Here is a 16251-nt window from a genome sequence, read left to right on the forward strand (position 1 = left end):
TAGGTAGTTTCGATATATATCGGATTATATCTGTCAGATTTACACCATATGAGCCAACATTCCTCACCGTTTAGCAAGCAGCAATTGTTGCCCCAAGAAGAAACTTTGGAAATCCTGAGACAAAAAGGAGAGCTTTTTATAGGTATTCCAAAGGAAAACCAATATCAAGAAAAGCGAATTTGTCTTACCCCGGATGCCGTAAATGCAATTACGGCCAATGGACATAGGATTCTAATTGAATCGGGTGCTGGCGATGGTGCCAATTATTCCGATGTGGATTACACCAATGCCGGGGCCGAAATAACACGGGATACCAAAAAAGTTTTTGCCTGTCCCATAATTCTAAAGGTAGAGCCGGCAACCTTACAGGAGATACAGTTTATTAATCCACAATCTACCATTATTTCTGCCCTTCAGATCAAGACCCAAACTAAGAAGTATTTTGAGGAATTGGCCAAAAAGAGGATTACTGCTATAGCGTTCGAATATATCAGGGACGACGATGGTAAATATCCGGCAGTGCGCTCCTTAAGTGAAATTGCAGGTATATCTTCTGTATTGATCGCCTCTGAAATAATGGCAGCCACCAATAAAGGCAATGGCCTTATGTTCGGAAATATTAGCGGTGTTCCCCCCGTTGAGGTTGTTATTATCGGCGCAGGCACCGTTGGGGAATTTGCGGCAAGATCTGCTATAGGATTGGGAGCCAATGTAAAGGTCTTTGATAATTCCATTACTAAATTACGGAGTATACAGACCAATTTAAGACAGACCGTTTACACCTCTACCATTCAGCCCAAAAATTTATTGAAGGCGTTAAAACGTTGCGATGTGGCCATTGGTGCTACCCGTGGCAAGGACCGTTCCCCTGTTGTGGTTACCACTACCATGATGGAGCAAATGAAGAAAGGGGCAGTAATTATCGACGTTAGTATTGATATGGGCGGCTGTTTTGAATCTAGTGAAATTACTACCCACGACAAACCGATAAAAGTCAAAAATGGCGTACTGCATTATGGGGTGCCCAATATTCCGTCTAGATATCCTAAAACGGCCTCCATTTCCATAAGTAATATTTTTACCCCTTATTTATTGAAAATTGGGGAAGATGGCGGTTTTGAAAATGCATTGCGATTTGATAAGGGTCTGCGCAGCGGTCTATACCTTTACCACGGTATTTTGACCAATAAATCTGTTGGAGAGTGGTTCGACCTCTCGTACAGCGATATTAATTTTCTTATTTTTTAATTTATGGCATTTTTAAAGCGTTTGGGCTTCTTTCTTTTTGGATTATCTATTGGTTTGGTTTTTTTGACGATTTTTTTAAAGAAAAAATCCGAGGAAACGGGTACCGAATTTTGCTATTTCCCTAACTGTAGGACACTAAAGGACATTAGGGCCAAGCAAATATCCTATTCTGAAGGTATTGTCCAGCTAATCGGTAGAAAGGAATTGGACAGTACCGATATAAACGGTTTTCTATATAATGGGGAGGTGGACTTTGGAAAGAGCGAAACCAAGACCAAGCCCTGTAAAACCTATTATATTGAAGGTGTGGTAAAGGATAAAGCGGCAATCCTGAAAGTGAAAAATTGTTCAGAAAAGGCTGTTATAGAGAGTATCTCTTTCTAAATTTTTCTCCGCTTCCGTTCTTTTTTCAATAAGGTAAGTTCCCTGCTGGTCTGGCCCGCTACCGAAGTGTTCTCCTCTGCCCGTCTTATTAAGTAGGGCATTACATCCCTTACAGGTCCGAAAGGCAGGTATTTGGCTACGTTATAACCTTCTTTAGCCAAGTTAAACGAAATATGGTCACTCATCCCGTAAAGTTGTCCAAACCAAATTCTAGGGTCGTTGTTCTCAATATTTTTGGCCTCCATTTGTTCCATTAAACGGTAGCTGCTTATTTCATTATGTGTTCCCGCGAAAAGGGAAATGGTGTCCAAATTATTCACCATATAGGTCACTACACTATCAAAATTATCGTCAGTGGCTTTTTTGGATGCACAGATCGGGGATGGATAGCCTAATTCCTCGGCCCTGTCATTTTCCTTTTCCATATAAGCGCCTCGGACCACTTTCATTCCAATAAAATAGTTGTTTTCTATGGCATCCTTATGCAGTCTTTTTAAATAATCAAGTCGGTCCCATCTGTAAGTTTGTAGTGTGTTGAAGACTATGGCCTTCTTTTGGTTGTATTTCCGCATCATTGATTCGACCAATTCATCCGCTGCCCCCTGCATCCAGCTTTCCTCACCATCTATTAAAATAGAAACTTCCAGGTCATGCGCTTTTTTACAGACCTTGTCGTACCTGTTCACTACTCGCTGCCATTCCGCCTTTTCATCATGGGTCAAACTTTTGCCTTCTGTAATCTTTTGATAGAGTTTAAATCGTCCAAATCCGGTGGGTTTAAATACAATGAAAGGTATAGCGGCATTTTCTTTGACAAAATCCAAGGTTTTCAAGGCTTTTTCATAACAGGAGTCCAACTGGTTCTCTACTTCTTGCCCTTCCACGGAATAGTCCAGAATAGTGCTTACCCCCTTTTCGAACATTTTGTCGGCAACCACTAAACACTCTTCCTCGTTTACACCGCCACAGAAATGGTCAAAAACACTGGCCCTAATAAGTTTTTCAACAGGTAAATGGGCCTTAATAGCAAAATTGGTTACGGCAGTGCCTATTTTAACCAGAGGTTCGTTTGCGATAAGTTTGAATAAAAAATATGCCCTTTCTAATTCTGAGTCGCTTTTAAGTACAAATGCTGTTGCAGTATCCTCAAAAATTTCCTTCATTTATATGAATTTATTAAGGATTCAAATATAAGTACAGATTTTATATTCTTATCATTTAAAATAGTGTTTATTTTGCCGTAAATAAATCAACAATGAATTCTATTACGACTCCCTCTTACTCTGTTTATTTTAATGAAAAGGCCTATGTTGCCCTGAACAAGCATTTGGCAAACTCCAATTATTCCAAAATATTTGTTTTGGTAGATGAAAACACCCATGATTGCTGCCTGTCTATTTTTATGTCGAAAATTGAAGGGGATTACGATTTTGAGATTATTGAAATTGAAGAGGGTGAAGTCAATAAAAACATAGCTACCTGTACACAGGTTTGGGAAGTTTTGTCCGAATTGGATGCGGACCGAAAAAGTGCAATGATCAACCTTGGAGGTGGTGTGGTTACGGATCTTGGAGGCTTTGTAGCTTCCTGTTTTAAAAGGGGTATAGATTTTATCAATGTACCCACTACCCTCTTGTCTATGGTAGACGCTTCCGTTGGAGGGAAAACCGGTGTTGATCTTGGCTCCTTAAAGAATCAGGTGGGGGTTATTAACCAGCCCCAAATAGTGGTGGTGGATACCGATTTTCTGAATACCTTGGATCAACGCCAATTGAACAGTGGTTACGCAGAAATGCTTAAACACGGCCTCATTACCGATGCGGCCTATTGGGAAACATTAAAGGCAATTGCAGGTTTTGACAATTTGGATGAATATATACTTAGATCGGTGGCTATAAAAAATGAAGTGGTACAACAGGATCCCACAGAGCAGCATCTAAGAAAAATACTAAATTACGGACATACACTTGGGCATGCCGTAGAATCTTATTTTTTGGATAGTGAGGAACATGAGCTACTCTTGCATGGAGAGGCCATTGCCATCGGAATGATACTGGAAGGTTATCTTTCCTATAAGTTGACAGGACTGAGCAAGAGTGCCTTGGAAGATATTAAGGCTACCTTTTTGGCGAGGTACGAAAAAATACATTTTGTAAAAAAGGATATCGATACCATTCTGACCTTATTGAAATTTGACAAGAAAAATTCGCATGGTAATATTAATTTTGTTTTGTTGAAAAGTATTGGGGAGCCGGCGATAGACATAAAAGTAACGCCTGATTTACTGGAGCAAGCCTTTGCATACTACGCAGAATAAGCGATACATATACTAATATTGGGGCTTTTACAACTCTTTATAGGGTTGATAGAGAAATTTATATAGTTTAGGTAGAGTAAATAACCACCCTTATTTTTTGGGGATTAAACCACTTGTTATGTTACGTAAACTTGTAGATTACAAAAAACTGAGTCACGAAGTAGCTGCCCGCCTAATAGAAATGTATCCCTATGGCTACGGAGATGAAGATATTATTATGTTTAAAAATATCCATGGGGAGATTATTGAAGCCGTGGAGATAAAAACAGAGGATACTATTTATCTTGTAAAGATCAGTAAAAGTCTTGCCAATTTTATTTCAAATTTTGAGGATAATATGGAAAAGGAGTTGGAAGATCAATCCGAATCCGAAACATATGAAACTCCTTCGGGTGAAATGGAGCTGGAATTAAACCACGAAGAAGAGGAATCTAAATTGGATTAGTGTTTAGGTACCTCTGTGCAATAATTTGTTGGTGGTGTTTTTGGTGTCCGCAAATAACAAATCCCAATGTAGCAACGGTCCACTCAATATTACTGGCCACCCCTCTACGTGTCAACCCTTCATTGTCCAAATTAAGAAATAGTGAAATAGATGCTTCCCTCACTGTGGAAAATTCGTTAATTAAACTTTCCTTACTTCTGGTATTTGCATAGGAGTTTAGAACATAATGATCTTGGTCAAAACCGGGCAAAGGTGTTTTGTCATTTCGTAAAAAGCGGAGAGCCCGATATTGAAAAACACGCTCAGCATCAATAATATGTAAAATTACTTCCGCTATAGTCCATTTGCCCAGAGAATACGAACTATGCCATTGTGATTCGGAAATATTCTCGATAAACTTTACGAACTCGGTTTTTCCAGCTGTCAATAAGTCCATTAATTCTCTGTCGTCCAAAACAGAAAGATAGGTTCCGTAGAACTGATTGTAAACTTCCTGGGGCAAACTTGATTTAGTCATCTCTTCAAATTTATAGTTTCTTAGCGGTCACGCTTTGCCAACGCCATTAATTCCTTGAATAAATACAAAAAAAATCCCAAACAAAAATTGCTTGGGATCTTAAACAGTTCTTATTCTTAAAGATCAATTACATTTCATTGAAGATAGTGTGCATAAGACGTTTTTTGTCATTAATGCTTTCTTCCAATGATATCATAGTCTCTGTCCTGTCTATGCCATCAATATCATCTATTTTAAAGATAATATTTTTCGCATGATTGGTATCCCTTGCACGTATTTTACAGAAGATATTAAATTTCCCTGTCGTAATATGGGCTACAGTAACGTTTGGAATTTGATTTAATCTTTCCAATACAAACTTGGTCTGATGTGTCTTTTCCAAAAATATACCTACATAAGCAATAAAGGCATACCCTAATTTAACATAGTCCAAAGTTAGAGATGAACCCTTGATAATGCCTGCTTCTTCCATTTTCTTTACACGAACATGAACAGTTCCTGCGGAAATCAGAAGCTTTTTTGCTATATCGGTAAACGGTGTTCTGGTATTGTCAATTAACATGTCCAGAATTTGGTGGTCTATTTCGTCTAATTTTACTTTACCCATTAGTGTTTAATTTAAATGCAAAAATAAAAAAATATCGAATTAAATGTAATGAATCTATTACTTTTTTATGAAAACCGTAACTTTTTTACAATTTTTAAAAAAATATTCCATTTGATCCGAGTAACTCCACTATGTCGGTTTTATTTTTTAGCTCTTTTAAATCCTTAGAAAATAGGCAATTATAGGTTTTGTGGCCAAATTTACCTCGCAAATCCCCAATTTCTTCCAATTTCCCTTTGAATTCAATCTTCCCATCTACCAAAGTTTCTACAAAGAGAATAGCGGCACTAGTACCCAATTCAGAATTGGAATCAAGAATATGGATATTCCTTATGATAATATCAAAAAACAATTTGTTGTTGTCCGGAATATCGAAATAGGAATCCAAATTATATTGGCCAATAGTACTTTTTGAAATTACCTCTATAGCCTTGAGCAAGGCGGTAAAAATATACTTTCTAGTTTCCTCCCTATCATAGTCTTTTGGAAAATGACCCGACTCAAATAGGATGGTGGGGATATTCAACATCTGAAATGTATCCCCTACACAGTTGCTGTTAAAACCATCATCATATCTCCCCACCTGCCCTGGAATGTGTTTTTGCAATTCTTCGTTCATGGCTACTATTAACTGCATGCTAATTCCCCTGGTTTTGGATATGCTTCTTTCGGGGTCATGTGCTGGTGCCAAAAAAGAGACCGTAGCGGGTCTAGGGGTATTTCCCACATTAAAGATAGTGCGTTGGTCATGCAGGTTGAAACAATAGTCCGGCCTAAAATCCCCGTATATTTCTCTTAACACAACACTCTCTGGTTGGGTTCGTTCCTGGGCATCCCGATTTAAATCCACTTTATTGGCATTGACCCTGGTATAGGCCATGGCTCCATCCGGGTTTAATATTGGAATAATTTTAAGGGTACAGTTCGTTAAAATGGATCTGGCCAGATCGGAATCCGATTTTAAAAAATTCATCAAATCCAGGACTGCTTTTGTAGTTGTGGATTCGTTCCCGTGCATTTGGGACCACATCATAATTTTCAGTTCCCCCTTACCTATTGTAATACTTTTTATAGGTCTTTCTTCTACCGATGCTCCCTCGGTTCGTATTTTATAATCATTAGGGACGGAACTTAAAAATAGGTCAATGTCCTTATGTGTAACGTATCTTCCTGTTATCGTTCCTTCCTGTATATCCTTATAATTTAACGACATGCGCAATACTCTGGTTTTGTTTGTAGCATGCAAAGGTAGTTTCAAAATAAATTACATTTGTAAACTACATTATTTACAAATGTAAACAATTAATAATGTTGATTTCAAGGATTTACAGAGGTTTATTTTTTATAATCGGCGGAAAATATAGTTTAATTATGATTAAATAATAGTCTACTATTAATCAAGATTATATATAATGTAACTTAAAGTACTAATTAAAGGTTAGTGACTGTAATTGGTGTTTTTTGTCTTAGGGTTATGGTGTAAAATGATTACTTTTGTAATTATAATTTTACAAATGTGAATACTTCTGATTTTATAGAAAGGATAGATCAAATTATAAAATTCCATGATTTGTCGGCATCGGCTTTTGCAGATACCATAGGAGTTCAAAGATCTAGTATCTCCCATCTTTTAGCTGGTAGAAACAAGCCTAGTCTGGAATTTGTGCTTAAGGTTGTTTCCTCTTTTTCGGATGTTGATCTATATTGGTTGTTGTATGGCAAGGGTTCTTTTCCCAAAAAGGAGAAAGCCTCGCCTTCCGTAGGCATTGAATCGGAAGTGGCTGTAAAGGGTGATGCGCCACTAGCTTCTTTGTCTTCTGCCCAGGCTATAGATAAAATTGTAATATTCTATTCTGATGGAAGTTTTAAATCCTATTCGGAAAAAGGAAGTTGAATTATTCCTTTTTTAAGTGGTATCAGCATCAAATTTCTATATTTTTGTGACATGATTAAAAACAAGATCTTTGGGGTGGTGCTCCTGTTGTTGGGAGTGTCCTCCTGTTATCAGCCTGAGCGTAATTGCGCCAATTTTAAAAACGGAAAATTTTCTTTTACGGCAGAGGTTAATGGTGAAAATCTCACTACTACTTTTGTAAGGACGGACAGTATTGAATTGGATTATTTTCAAGGAAAAGTGGATACCTCATCGATTAGATGGATAAATGATTGTGAGTATATTGTTAAAAAGCTGAATCCCAAGAATATGGCGGAAGAGAAATCTATTCATATGAAGATATTGTCCACAACCTATAATTCTTATACATTTGAATATAACGTTGTTGGCGGTACCAAAAAATCCAAGGGAACCGCAATTAAAATAGAGTAATTATGTTTGAAATTTTATCGAGTCCGGATGCATGGGTGGCTTTGCTTACCCTAACCTTTTTGGAGATTGTCCTGGGAATAGACAATATTATTTTTATCTCCATAATTGCTAACAAACTGCCGCGAAAATTGCAGGCAAAAGCAACTAATGTAGGGTTGCTATTGGCAATGGTTCAAAGGATTGTATTGCTTTTTGCCGTTTCCTTCCTGATAGGTCTTAAAACTCCGTTTTTCTATTTTGAGAGCTCTTGGGTTTATATGGGCATTAGTGGACAGGCTCTGATTTTGTTCGCGGGAGGGCTTTTCTTGTTGTATAAGAGTACCTCCGAAATTCATGAAAAAATTGAAATGCCTGCGCATGATGAGAACCTAGTGAGCGCTAAGGGAATTTCCAGCCTGTCCAGTGCCATTGTTCAGATTATTCTGATCGACTTTATTTTCTCTATAGATTCTATTCTTACTGCTGTTGGTATGACCAATGGTATCGGTGATAAGCCCGGTGATGCACTGTTGCTCATGATTATCGCTGTTGTTATTTCCATTATTATCATGATGGTCTTTGCCAATCCCATACGTCAATTTATAAGTGCCCATCCATCTATGCAGATTCTGGCACTTTCTTTCTTGATACTTATAGGGTTTATGTTGATTATGGAGGCTGCGCATCTAAGTCACGCTAAATTCTTTGGAAATGAAGTAGGTGCTATTCCTAAGGGCTATCTTTATTTTGCTATAGCGTTCTCCTTATTCGTGGAATTCCTTAATATTAGAATGCAAAAGAACAAGGAAAAATCTGTGGAAGTAAAGGAATAGACTGTGTTGATTGCAAGGGGTTTGTTGCTGTTTTGTATGGTATGTTTCATTTATCGATCGCTCTGAAAACAAAATGCTTGGTTAGGTATTCTTTTTGGTTTAAAACGAATAGCTTCGGGTAAGGGAATATTGTTGAAACAAAACTTTTGGACGGGATCGGTGATTTTTGCAAATTATTCTGCGGTCAAACTTACGCTCTATTGAAATAGGTGAATGCCGAAATTGACCAATGCTAATTTAGTGTATTACCGGGTGCTGGGGAGGAATTTCGGACCGTTTGCTCTTGAAATCGGTTAACAGCTTCTGTGGCTGCTGCTGATTGCGGGCAAACAGTGTTTGCTATAAGGGTTTAAAAGCGCTATACGGGGCTAATTAGGTCGACTAAAGGCTACCTTGGGATCTGTGGTCTTTTGTTGCTTAAACAGTCGCTGTTGTTGCTTCACCGTCAATGTGCTTCCGTCCGGACTCCATCCTGGAGGTCCGAAAATATACATAAGGGCGTGAGAAAGTTTTTTCGATTTCTTAACATCATTATAGATATCCTTGAACTCATGGGTTAGGATAACTACGGGGTTGTGTGAGTTAGGTGCGTGAATTACTCCGTATTTAACGTCGATGTCGTCATCCAGCTCTTTCCATGTTCCGAACATTTTATCGAAAATATTTAAGAACCCGCCGTGATTCTTGTCCAAGTATTCTACATTTTGGGCGTGGTGGACCTGGTGCATGGTATGGGTATTGAATATCTTTTCAATGAATCCCATTTTTGGAATATAGACAGAATGTAATTGAAATTGCCACAGAGCCTCGATTCCCAAGCAAACAACCACCATTTCTGGAGGAAAGCCTATGGCGGGAAGCCACATGTAAAAGAGGGGCTTGTAAAGGATGGTAAACCAACCGTTACGAACCGCAGTACCTAAATTAAAGTTGTCGGAGGAATGGTGTACAATGTGGGCGGCCCAAAGAATGCGGACCTCGTGGTTTGCCCTGTGAAACCAATAATATGTAAAATCGTCTGCCAGTTGGCAAAGCAGCCAAACATACCAGGCATATCCAAAGGATTCATATCCAAGAATATTGGTTCTGACTCCATTGGAAATAGGGTTGAATAATTCGTAAGTAAATTCAAAGATGACAATTGCGGAAATAACCTTGATCAATGGTGCAATAATGGCCGATCCAACACCCATAAATCCGCTTGCGGCCAAATCCTTCCAATCATATAGATGGTCGTCGCCATGTGTCTTGCTATAAGTGAGTTCTAATAAAATAAAGGCTATAAAACAAGGAACTCCATATACCAGGGGGTTGGTAAAATCCATAAAAAAATCAATTTGTGCAAATATAGGCTATTATTGGAGGAATTCTGAAGGAATTATTCCAATTAACCTTTAATTTATGTTAATTATAAGAGGTCTCCCCTTTTTTGTTAAATTGCATTTGTCCTCATTAAGTTCTAAAAAAGCGCTGTCTGTCCTTCGTCATCGTCTTTGTTTGATTTCTTGGTCTTATTGGGTTCTTCTTTAGTTGTTCCGGTTTTTTGGGGGTCTGATTTTTGACCCTCCTTGGAGGCTACATTTTCTTCATCAACCACTTCTATGTCGTTAGCTGTGTTTTCTTTGGGTTCCTCGAAAGGGAGCGGTTCTAGGGCATTAATATTTTTTACTTTATCGGAAGTCAATTGATTACCTAAAGCTTTTATTCCTTTAATTGATATAAAAGCTTCTAAATCAACTACTTGATTAGGTTTAGAATCTTTGCCTCTTGGTTTTGTAAATTCAATCTCTACTACGGGGCGCCAATCTGTAGAAACCAGTTCTAGGAAGGATTTAGGGTGTTCCGAAATGAACAATTCTTCCTTGTTTTCATTCTCGATCATAAATCGCTTAACGTAGTAGCGGTCTTTTTCCCCTTCATAGTATATGGCAGATAATGGCTTGTTGGGGTGCCATTTTTCCAAAATGACCATATCCTCATCGAAGTGGGTGGAGAGGTTGGGGATAAAGGTTTTGGCTACGCCTTTTTGGGTGACGACCAAAAGCATATCATCTCCCTTGAATTCGCCAAGGAGTTCCCCGCGACCATCTACGTTCAATCTACGGACTATTTCATCGAACCATATTTTTCTGGGCTTTAAGGTAGAAACCCCTTTTTCTTTAAGTTCGATGCGCTTTACGGTGTATTTGGTGACAATATTCCCTTTTGAGGCCCTACCTTTTATCAATACATCGGCGAAGTCGATATCCCATTTAAGTTTCTTGATGCTGCCCACCTGTCTTAAAAGGACGGTTATCACTTCGGCTTCCCCATTGGGGTTGGCAGAGAAATACAGCACCTCGGATTGTGGTTTGCCAGTGGTAAGGTCATAAGGTTTGTCCCTGGTAACTCCGGTTACGTTGAAGCGCTTAATATAGCTGGCCCCGCCCTTACCGTCCTTGTAGATCATATTGTAAATGGTGCGTTTGTCTTTTTTCTTGAATACGGCCACATGTATGATGTTTTTGCCTACAAAGATCTTTGAATCTACCTTGGCAATCATCATTTTTCCATCATTGGTAAATACAATTATGTCATCTATATCACTACAATCGGTTACGTATTCGTCTCGTTTTAAGGAGGTTCCAACAAATCCTTCTTCTCTGTTTACGTATAATTTTGTGTTTCTTATAACCACCTTGGTGGCTTCTATATCGTCAAAAATTCTGATTTCCGATTTTCGCTCCCGTCCCTTTCCGTACTTTTCCTTTAAGGACTTGAAATAGTTAATGGCGAATTCTATCAAATTGGCCAAATGATGTTTTACCTCGGCAATTTTGTCCTCGAGACTATCTAAATATTGTTGGGCCTTGTCCAAATCGAACTTAGAGATTCTTTTGATCCTTATTTCTGTAAGTCGAACAATATCATCTTCGGTGACTTTTCTTTTTAGATGTTTGGTGTGCGGCGCAAGACCTTTGTCTATGGCGGCAATAACGCCCTCCCAGGTTTCTTCCTCTTCAATGTCCCTATAAATTCTATTTTCAATGAAGATGCGCTCAAGGGAGGCAAAATGCCATTGTTCCTCCAGTTCTCCCAGTTGTATTTCCAATTCGGCCTTTAGTAGTTCCACGGTGTAATCGGTGGATCGTTGCAGCATTTCGGTAACGCCTATAAAAAGAGGTTTGTTGTCCTCTATGATACAACCCAATGGGGATATGGATGATTCGCAGGAGGTGAAGGCATACAGGGCATCTATGGTTTTGTCCGGTGAAAGACCTGTTGGTAGGTGGACCAATATTTCTACTTCCGCTGCGGTATTGTCCTCAATTTTTTTGATTTTTATCTTCCCCTTGTCATTCGCTTTTAGGATAGAATCTATTAAAGAAGAGGTGTTAGTGCCATATGGTATTTCCCTGATTACCAGTGTATTCTTGTCTAGCTGCTGTATCTTGGCTCTGACCCTGATTTTGCCACCTCTTAATCCGTCGTTGTAATTGCTTACATCTATGATGCCGGAGGTTGGGAAGTCTGGGTAAATGGTAAATTTTTGTCCTTTAAGATGTTTTATGGAGGCATCGATAAGTTCAACAAAATTATGGGGCAATACCTTGGTGGAGAGTCCCACGGCTATCCCTTCTGCTCCCTGCGCAAGTAAAAGCGGAAATTTAACCGGTAGATTTACGGGTTCTTTTTTTCTTCCGTCATAGGAAAGTTGCCATTCCGTAATCTTTGGGCTAAATACCACTTCAAGGGCAAATTTTGTCAACCTGGCCTCAATATAACGGGATGCGGCAGCGCTATCGCCCGTTAAGATGTTTCCCCAGTTACCCTGAGTGTCGATCAAGAGGTCTTTTTGTCCAATTTGTACCATGGCGTCCGCAATACTTGCGTCACCATGGGGGTGGTATTGCATGGTATGGCCCACAACATTGGCAACTTTGTTGTATCGGCCGTCGTCCAATTCCTTTAATGCGTGCATTATCCTTCGCTGAACAGGCTTGAATCCGTCCTCTATTGCGGGTACTGCACGCTCCAAAATAACATAGGAAGCGTAATCTAAAAACCAGTCCTTATACATCCCCGTAACCTTGGTAAGGGTGTCATGGGTTTCTTCTTGATTTTCTTTGGGTACTTCGTTCAGTTCTTCATTCTCTTCCATAAAGAAAGATTCGTATTAGTTTGGCCTGCCTATCGGCAGACAGGTTTATAATTGGTTTTCCTCTACTAGGTCTACCTCTACTTTAAGGTTGTTTATTATGAATTCCTGACGGTCAGGGGTGTTTTTTCCCATATAAAATTCCAATAGGTTTTCTATGGACATGGCTTTGTCCAACATTACCGGTTCCAATCTAATATCTTCGCCAATAAAATGTTGAAACTCATCCGGGGAGATCTCGCCCAATCCCTTAAATCGGGTTATTTCGGGTTTCCCTGTTAACTTTTCAATGGCCTGTAATTTTTCCTCAGGGCTGTAGCAATAATAGGTGTCCTTTTTGTTCCGGACCCTGAACAGCGGTGTTTGAAGGATGTACAGGTGATTTTCTTTTATTAGTTCAGGAAAAAATTGTAGGAAAAAAGTTATCAATAAAAGTCGAATGTGCATTCCGTCAACATCGGCATCCGTAGCAATTACTATTTTGTTATACCTTAGATCCTCCATGGATTCCTCAATGTTCAAGGCAGCTTGTAGCAGGTTGAACTCCTCATTTTCGTATACTATTTTTTTGGACATGCCATAAGAGTTCAAGGGTTTTCCCCTTAGGCTAAATACCGCTTGGGTATTTACGTCCCTTGATTTTGTTATGGAACCTGAGGCTGAATCACCCTCTGTGATAAACAGGGTACTTTCCAAGCAGCGATCGTTCTTTGAATCTGCCAAATGAACCCTGCAATCCCTTAATTTCTTATTGTGTAGGTTGGCTTTTTTTGCCCTGTCTTTGGCCAGTTTTCTAATGCCGGAGAGTTCCTTTCGCTCCCGCTCTGCCTGCATAATTTTACGCTGCAGCTTTTCTGCGGTATCGGGATTTTTATGAAGGTAATTGTTGAGCTGGGTACCAACAAAATCGTTAATATAGGTTCGCACCGTTGGCAGATCGCCGCCCATATCCGTAGACCCCAATTTGGTCTTTGTCTGACTTTCAAAAACAGGCTCCATAACCTTGATGGCTATAGCGGAAATGATAGACTTCCTAACATCGGATGGATCGTAATTTTTACCATAGAATTCCCTTATGGTTTTTACTATGGCCTCTCTAAATGCCGTCTGGTGTGTTCCGCCCTGTGTGGTGTTTTGTCCATTAACAAACGAATGATACTCTTCACTGTATTGTGTTTTACTGTGCGTTAATGCAATTTCGATATCGGTACCCTTTAAGTGTATTATAGGGTATGTCATATCTTCAATGTTGTTATTGTCTTCCAATAAGTCCTTTAATCCGTTCTCGGAGTGGAATTTCTCACCGTTGTAGATAATAGTCAGACCGGGATTGAGGTATACATAATTTTTGAGCATGCGTTCCACATACTCGTTCCTGTACTTGTATTTCTTAAAAATAATTTCGTCCGGGGTAAAGGAAACCTTTGTTCCCTTTCGTTTTGAAGTGTCTTCCGGGCCCACTTCCGCTACCAGGTTTCCTTGTTGAAACTCTGCGGTTTTAAGCATATTGTCCCTTGAGGACTGCACTCTGAAAAAACTTGACAGGGCATTTACTGCTTTTGTACCAACCCCGTTGAGTCCAACCGATTTCTTAAAGGCCCTTGAGTCGTACTTACCACCGGTATTCATTTTGGAAACCACGTCCACTACCTTTCCCAATGGTATTCCCCTACCGTAATCCCTCACGTTTACCACATTATCTTTGATAACGATTTCGATGGTCTTACCGGCGCCCATAACAAATTCATCTATACAGTTATCTATGACCTCCTTTAGGAGGATATAGATACCATCATCTGCGGAAGAACCATCCCCCAATTTACCAATGTACATCCCCGGACGCATCCGGATATGTTCTTTCCAGTCTAATGAGCGAATGTTGTCTTCTGTATATTGGGCGTTATCTGACATGGTCTAGGGCTTTATCCAAAGTGTTGCTAATATAGCAAGTGTTATAAAAAGATGAAACCCCTGGGCGTTAAAGTAATTAACAAAGGAAACCAACGATTTGTTGATAGTAAGGGGTTTTAAGTGCAATAATTTCTTAATTAAGAGAACAATAGCGATCACAAAAATATAAAATATTATTGATTCTTTGAAGGGGCGCCAAAGCCAGTTCAATTTCAGTACCCTTTTTGGATTCTAAGGTGCAGAGCGATTTAAAATGAGCAAATCCCAAGAGAATTATGAAATAATATCTCTTGGGATTTGATAATGGAGTTGAAATTGACAGGTGTTTTAACTGATAAATGACGTTAGGGATTACACGTTAAACCTAAAATGCATTACATCACCATCCTTAACTATGTACTCTTTTCCTTCTACGCGCATTTTTCCGGCTTCCTTAACCTTGGCCTCGCTACCAAAGGAAACAAAATCGTTGTAGGCAATAACTTCGGCACGAATAAAACCCTTTTCAAAATCGGTATGTATTACCCCTGCGGCCTGTGGTGCCGTAGCGCCCACTGGAATAGTCCATGCACGAACCTCCTTTACTCCTGCTGTAAAGTAGGTCTCCAAATCCAATAACCTATAAGCTCCCCTGATCAATTTGGCAGAACCTGGTTCGCTCAATCCTAAATCTTCTAAGAACATTTGTCGTTCCTCATAACTTTCCAATTCCGTAATATCGGCTTCGGTGCCTACGGCCAAAAAGATTACCTCGGCATTTTCGTTGGCAACTGCTGCCTTAACTTGCTCCACATAGGCGTTGCCAGTGGTAGCGGCATCCTCATCCACGTTACATACGTACATTACCGGCTTGTCCGTAATTAACTGTAAAGGCTTTACAAATTCGGCCCTATCTTCCTTGTTGATGTCCAGGGCGCGTACAGAGGTTCCGGTTTCAAGACCTTGTTTAATTTTTAGAAGGACTGCTTCTTCTTTTTGCGCTTCCTTATTTCCTGTCTTGGCGGCCCGCTTTACTTTTTCAAGCTTTTTATCAACGGTCTCCAAATCCTTTAATTGAAGTTCTATGTCAATGGTCTCTTTGTCCCTTACCGGGTTGACAGAGCCATCTACGTGAACAATATTTTCGTTGTCGAAACAGCGGAGTACGTGTAAAATTGCATCTGTTTCCCGAATATTACCTAAAAACTGGTTGCCAAGACCTTCGCCTTTACTGGCTCCCTTTACCAAGCCCGCTATATCCACAATCTCTACGGTTGCAGGCAATACCCTTTCCGGGCTTACCAATTCCTCCAATTTCTCCAAGCGAGTATCCGGTACGTTTACTACCCCAATATTGGGTTCAATAGTACAAAAAGGAAAATTGGCGCTTTGGGCCTTAGCGTTGGACAAACAATTAAAAAGGGTGGACTTTCCTACGTTGGGCAATCCTACAATACCTGCTTTCATGATCTAGATCTATTTTAAGTCGGAAACAAGCTCAATCCTATTTCCCAGCTTTTTTTAAACAGCTGCAAAGATACTATTTATGTACGTTTAAGAACATATA

Annotated in this window: 15 protein-coding genes; 7 read left to right on the plus strand and 8 right to left on the minus strand. The window is 39.5% G+C overall.

Going from position 1 to position 16251, the window contains the following annotated elements; translation table 11 throughout:
- Window positions 1-48: 48 nt before the first annotated feature.
- Complete coding sequence (locus MWU84_RS14280; protein WP_246902518.1) at window positions 49-1248, plus strand: alanine dehydrogenase; 1200 nt, start codon at window positions 49-51, stop codon at window positions 1246-1248.
- A gap of 3 nt (window positions 1249-1251) precedes the next feature.
- Window positions 1252-1632, plus strand: coding sequence for a DUF4258 domain-containing protein (locus MWU84_RS14285; protein WP_246902520.1), 381 nt, complete (start codon window positions 1252-1254; stop codon window positions 1630-1632).
- Here MWU84_RS14285 and MWU84_RS14290 read toward each other — a convergent pair.
- Window positions 1629-2795, minus strand: a complete 1167-nt coding sequence (locus tag MWU84_RS14290; protein ID WP_246902522.1) for a proline dehydrogenase family protein — start codon at window positions 2793-2795, stop codon at window positions 1629-1631. The genes MWU84_RS14285 and MWU84_RS14290 overlap by 4 nt on opposite strands.
- Before the next feature lie 92 nt (window positions 2796-2887).
- On the opposite strand from MWU84_RS14290, the gene aroB reads away from it, so the two are divergent.
- Both aroB and MWU84_RS14300 read left to right on the plus strand, forming a co-directional pair.
- The gene (gene aroB / locus MWU84_RS14295; RefSeq protein ID WP_246902525.1) at window positions 2888-3949 is read left to right on the plus strand and encodes a 3-dehydroquinate synthase; all 1062 of its coding nucleotides are present in this window, start codon (window positions 2888-2890) and stop codon (window positions 3947-3949) included.
- Window positions 3950-4067: 118 nt separating this feature from the next.
- Window positions 4068-4394, plus strand: a complete 327-nt coding sequence (locus tag MWU84_RS14300; RefSeq protein WP_246902527.1) for a hypothetical protein — start codon at window positions 4068-4070, stop codon at window positions 4392-4394.
- Here MWU84_RS14300 and MWU84_RS14305 read toward each other — a convergent pair.
- The 3 genes from MWU84_RS14305 to MWU84_RS14315 form a co-directional block, all read right to left on the minus strand.
- On the minus strand, window positions 4381-4911 hold the full coding sequence (locus MWU84_RS14305; protein ID WP_246902529.1) for a DinB family protein: 531 nt from the start codon (window positions 4909-4911) through the stop codon (window positions 4381-4383). The two genes, MWU84_RS14300 and MWU84_RS14305, sit on opposite strands and share 14 nt — an antisense overlap.
- A 127-nt stretch (window positions 4912-5038) precedes the next feature.
- Window positions 5039-5518 carry a winged helix-turn-helix transcriptional regulator gene (locus MWU84_RS14310; protein ID WP_187583751.1) on the minus strand — a complete coding sequence of 160 codons (480 nt, stop codon included), beginning with the start codon at window positions 5516-5518 and terminating at the stop codon, window positions 5039-5041.
- Between the two features lie 94 nt (window positions 5519-5612).
- Window positions 5613-6731 (minus strand): M14 metallopeptidase family protein, encoded by a 1119-nt coding sequence (locus MWU84_RS14315; protein ID WP_246902531.1) that lies wholly within the window; start codon window positions 6729-6731, stop codon window positions 5613-5615.
- A gap of 303 nt (window positions 6732-7034) precedes the next feature.
- Between MWU84_RS14315 and MWU84_RS14320 the strand changes: the two genes are divergently transcribed.
- The 3 genes from MWU84_RS14320 to MWU84_RS14330 are packed head-to-tail and all read left to right on the plus strand — an operon-like array spanning window position 7035 to window position 8656.
- The gene (locus MWU84_RS14320; RefSeq protein WP_246902533.1) at window positions 7035-7412 is read left to right on the plus strand and encodes a helix-turn-helix transcriptional regulator; all 378 of its coding nucleotides are present in this window, start codon (window positions 7035-7037) and stop codon (window positions 7410-7412) included.
- 51 nt (window positions 7413-7463) lie between these two features.
- Window positions 7464-7844 carry a DNA topoisomerase IV gene (locus MWU84_RS14325; protein WP_246902535.1) on the plus strand — a complete coding sequence of 127 codons (381 nt, stop codon included), beginning with the start codon at window positions 7464-7466 and terminating at the stop codon, window positions 7842-7844.
- A 2-nt stretch (window positions 7845-7846) separates the two neighbouring features.
- Complete coding sequence (locus MWU84_RS14330; protein WP_246902537.1) at window positions 7847-8656, plus strand: TerC family protein; 810 nt, start codon at window positions 7847-7849, stop codon at window positions 8654-8656.
- A 368-nt stretch (window positions 8657-9024) separates the two neighbouring features.
- Here MWU84_RS14330 and MWU84_RS14335 read toward each other — a convergent pair whose 3' ends face one another.
- The 4 genes from MWU84_RS14335 to ychF all read right to left on the minus strand — a co-directional run bounded on the left by MWU84_RS14335 (window position 9025) and on the right by ychF (window position 16151).
- Window positions 9025-9981: a sterol desaturase family protein gene (locus MWU84_RS14335; RefSeq protein ID WP_246902539.1), complete on the minus strand. Its 957-nt coding sequence runs from the start codon at window positions 9979-9981 to the stop codon at window positions 9025-9027.
- Window positions 9982-10115: 134 nt separating this feature from the next.
- Window positions 10116-12797, minus strand: coding sequence for a DNA gyrase/topoisomerase IV subunit A (locus tag MWU84_RS14340; RefSeq protein ID WP_246902541.1), 2682 nt, complete (start codon window positions 12795-12797; stop codon window positions 10116-10118).
- Window positions 12798-12842: 45 nt separating this feature from the next.
- Window positions 12843-14705, minus strand: a complete 1863-nt coding sequence (locus tag MWU84_RS14345; protein WP_246902544.1) for a DNA topoisomerase IV subunit B — start codon at window positions 14703-14705, stop codon at window positions 12843-12845.
- Window positions 14706-15056: 351 nt separating this feature from the next.
- Window positions 15057-16151, minus strand: coding sequence for a redox-regulated ATPase YchF (gene ychF / locus MWU84_RS14350; RefSeq protein ID WP_246902548.1), 1095 nt, complete (start codon window positions 16149-16151; stop codon window positions 15057-15059).
- Between the last annotated feature and the right edge of the window lie 100 nt (window positions 16152-16251).

The organism is Arenibacter sp. F20364, assembly GCF_023015905.1.
GTDB lineage: Bacteria > Bacteroidota > Bacteroidia > Flavobacteriales > Flavobacteriaceae > Arenibacter.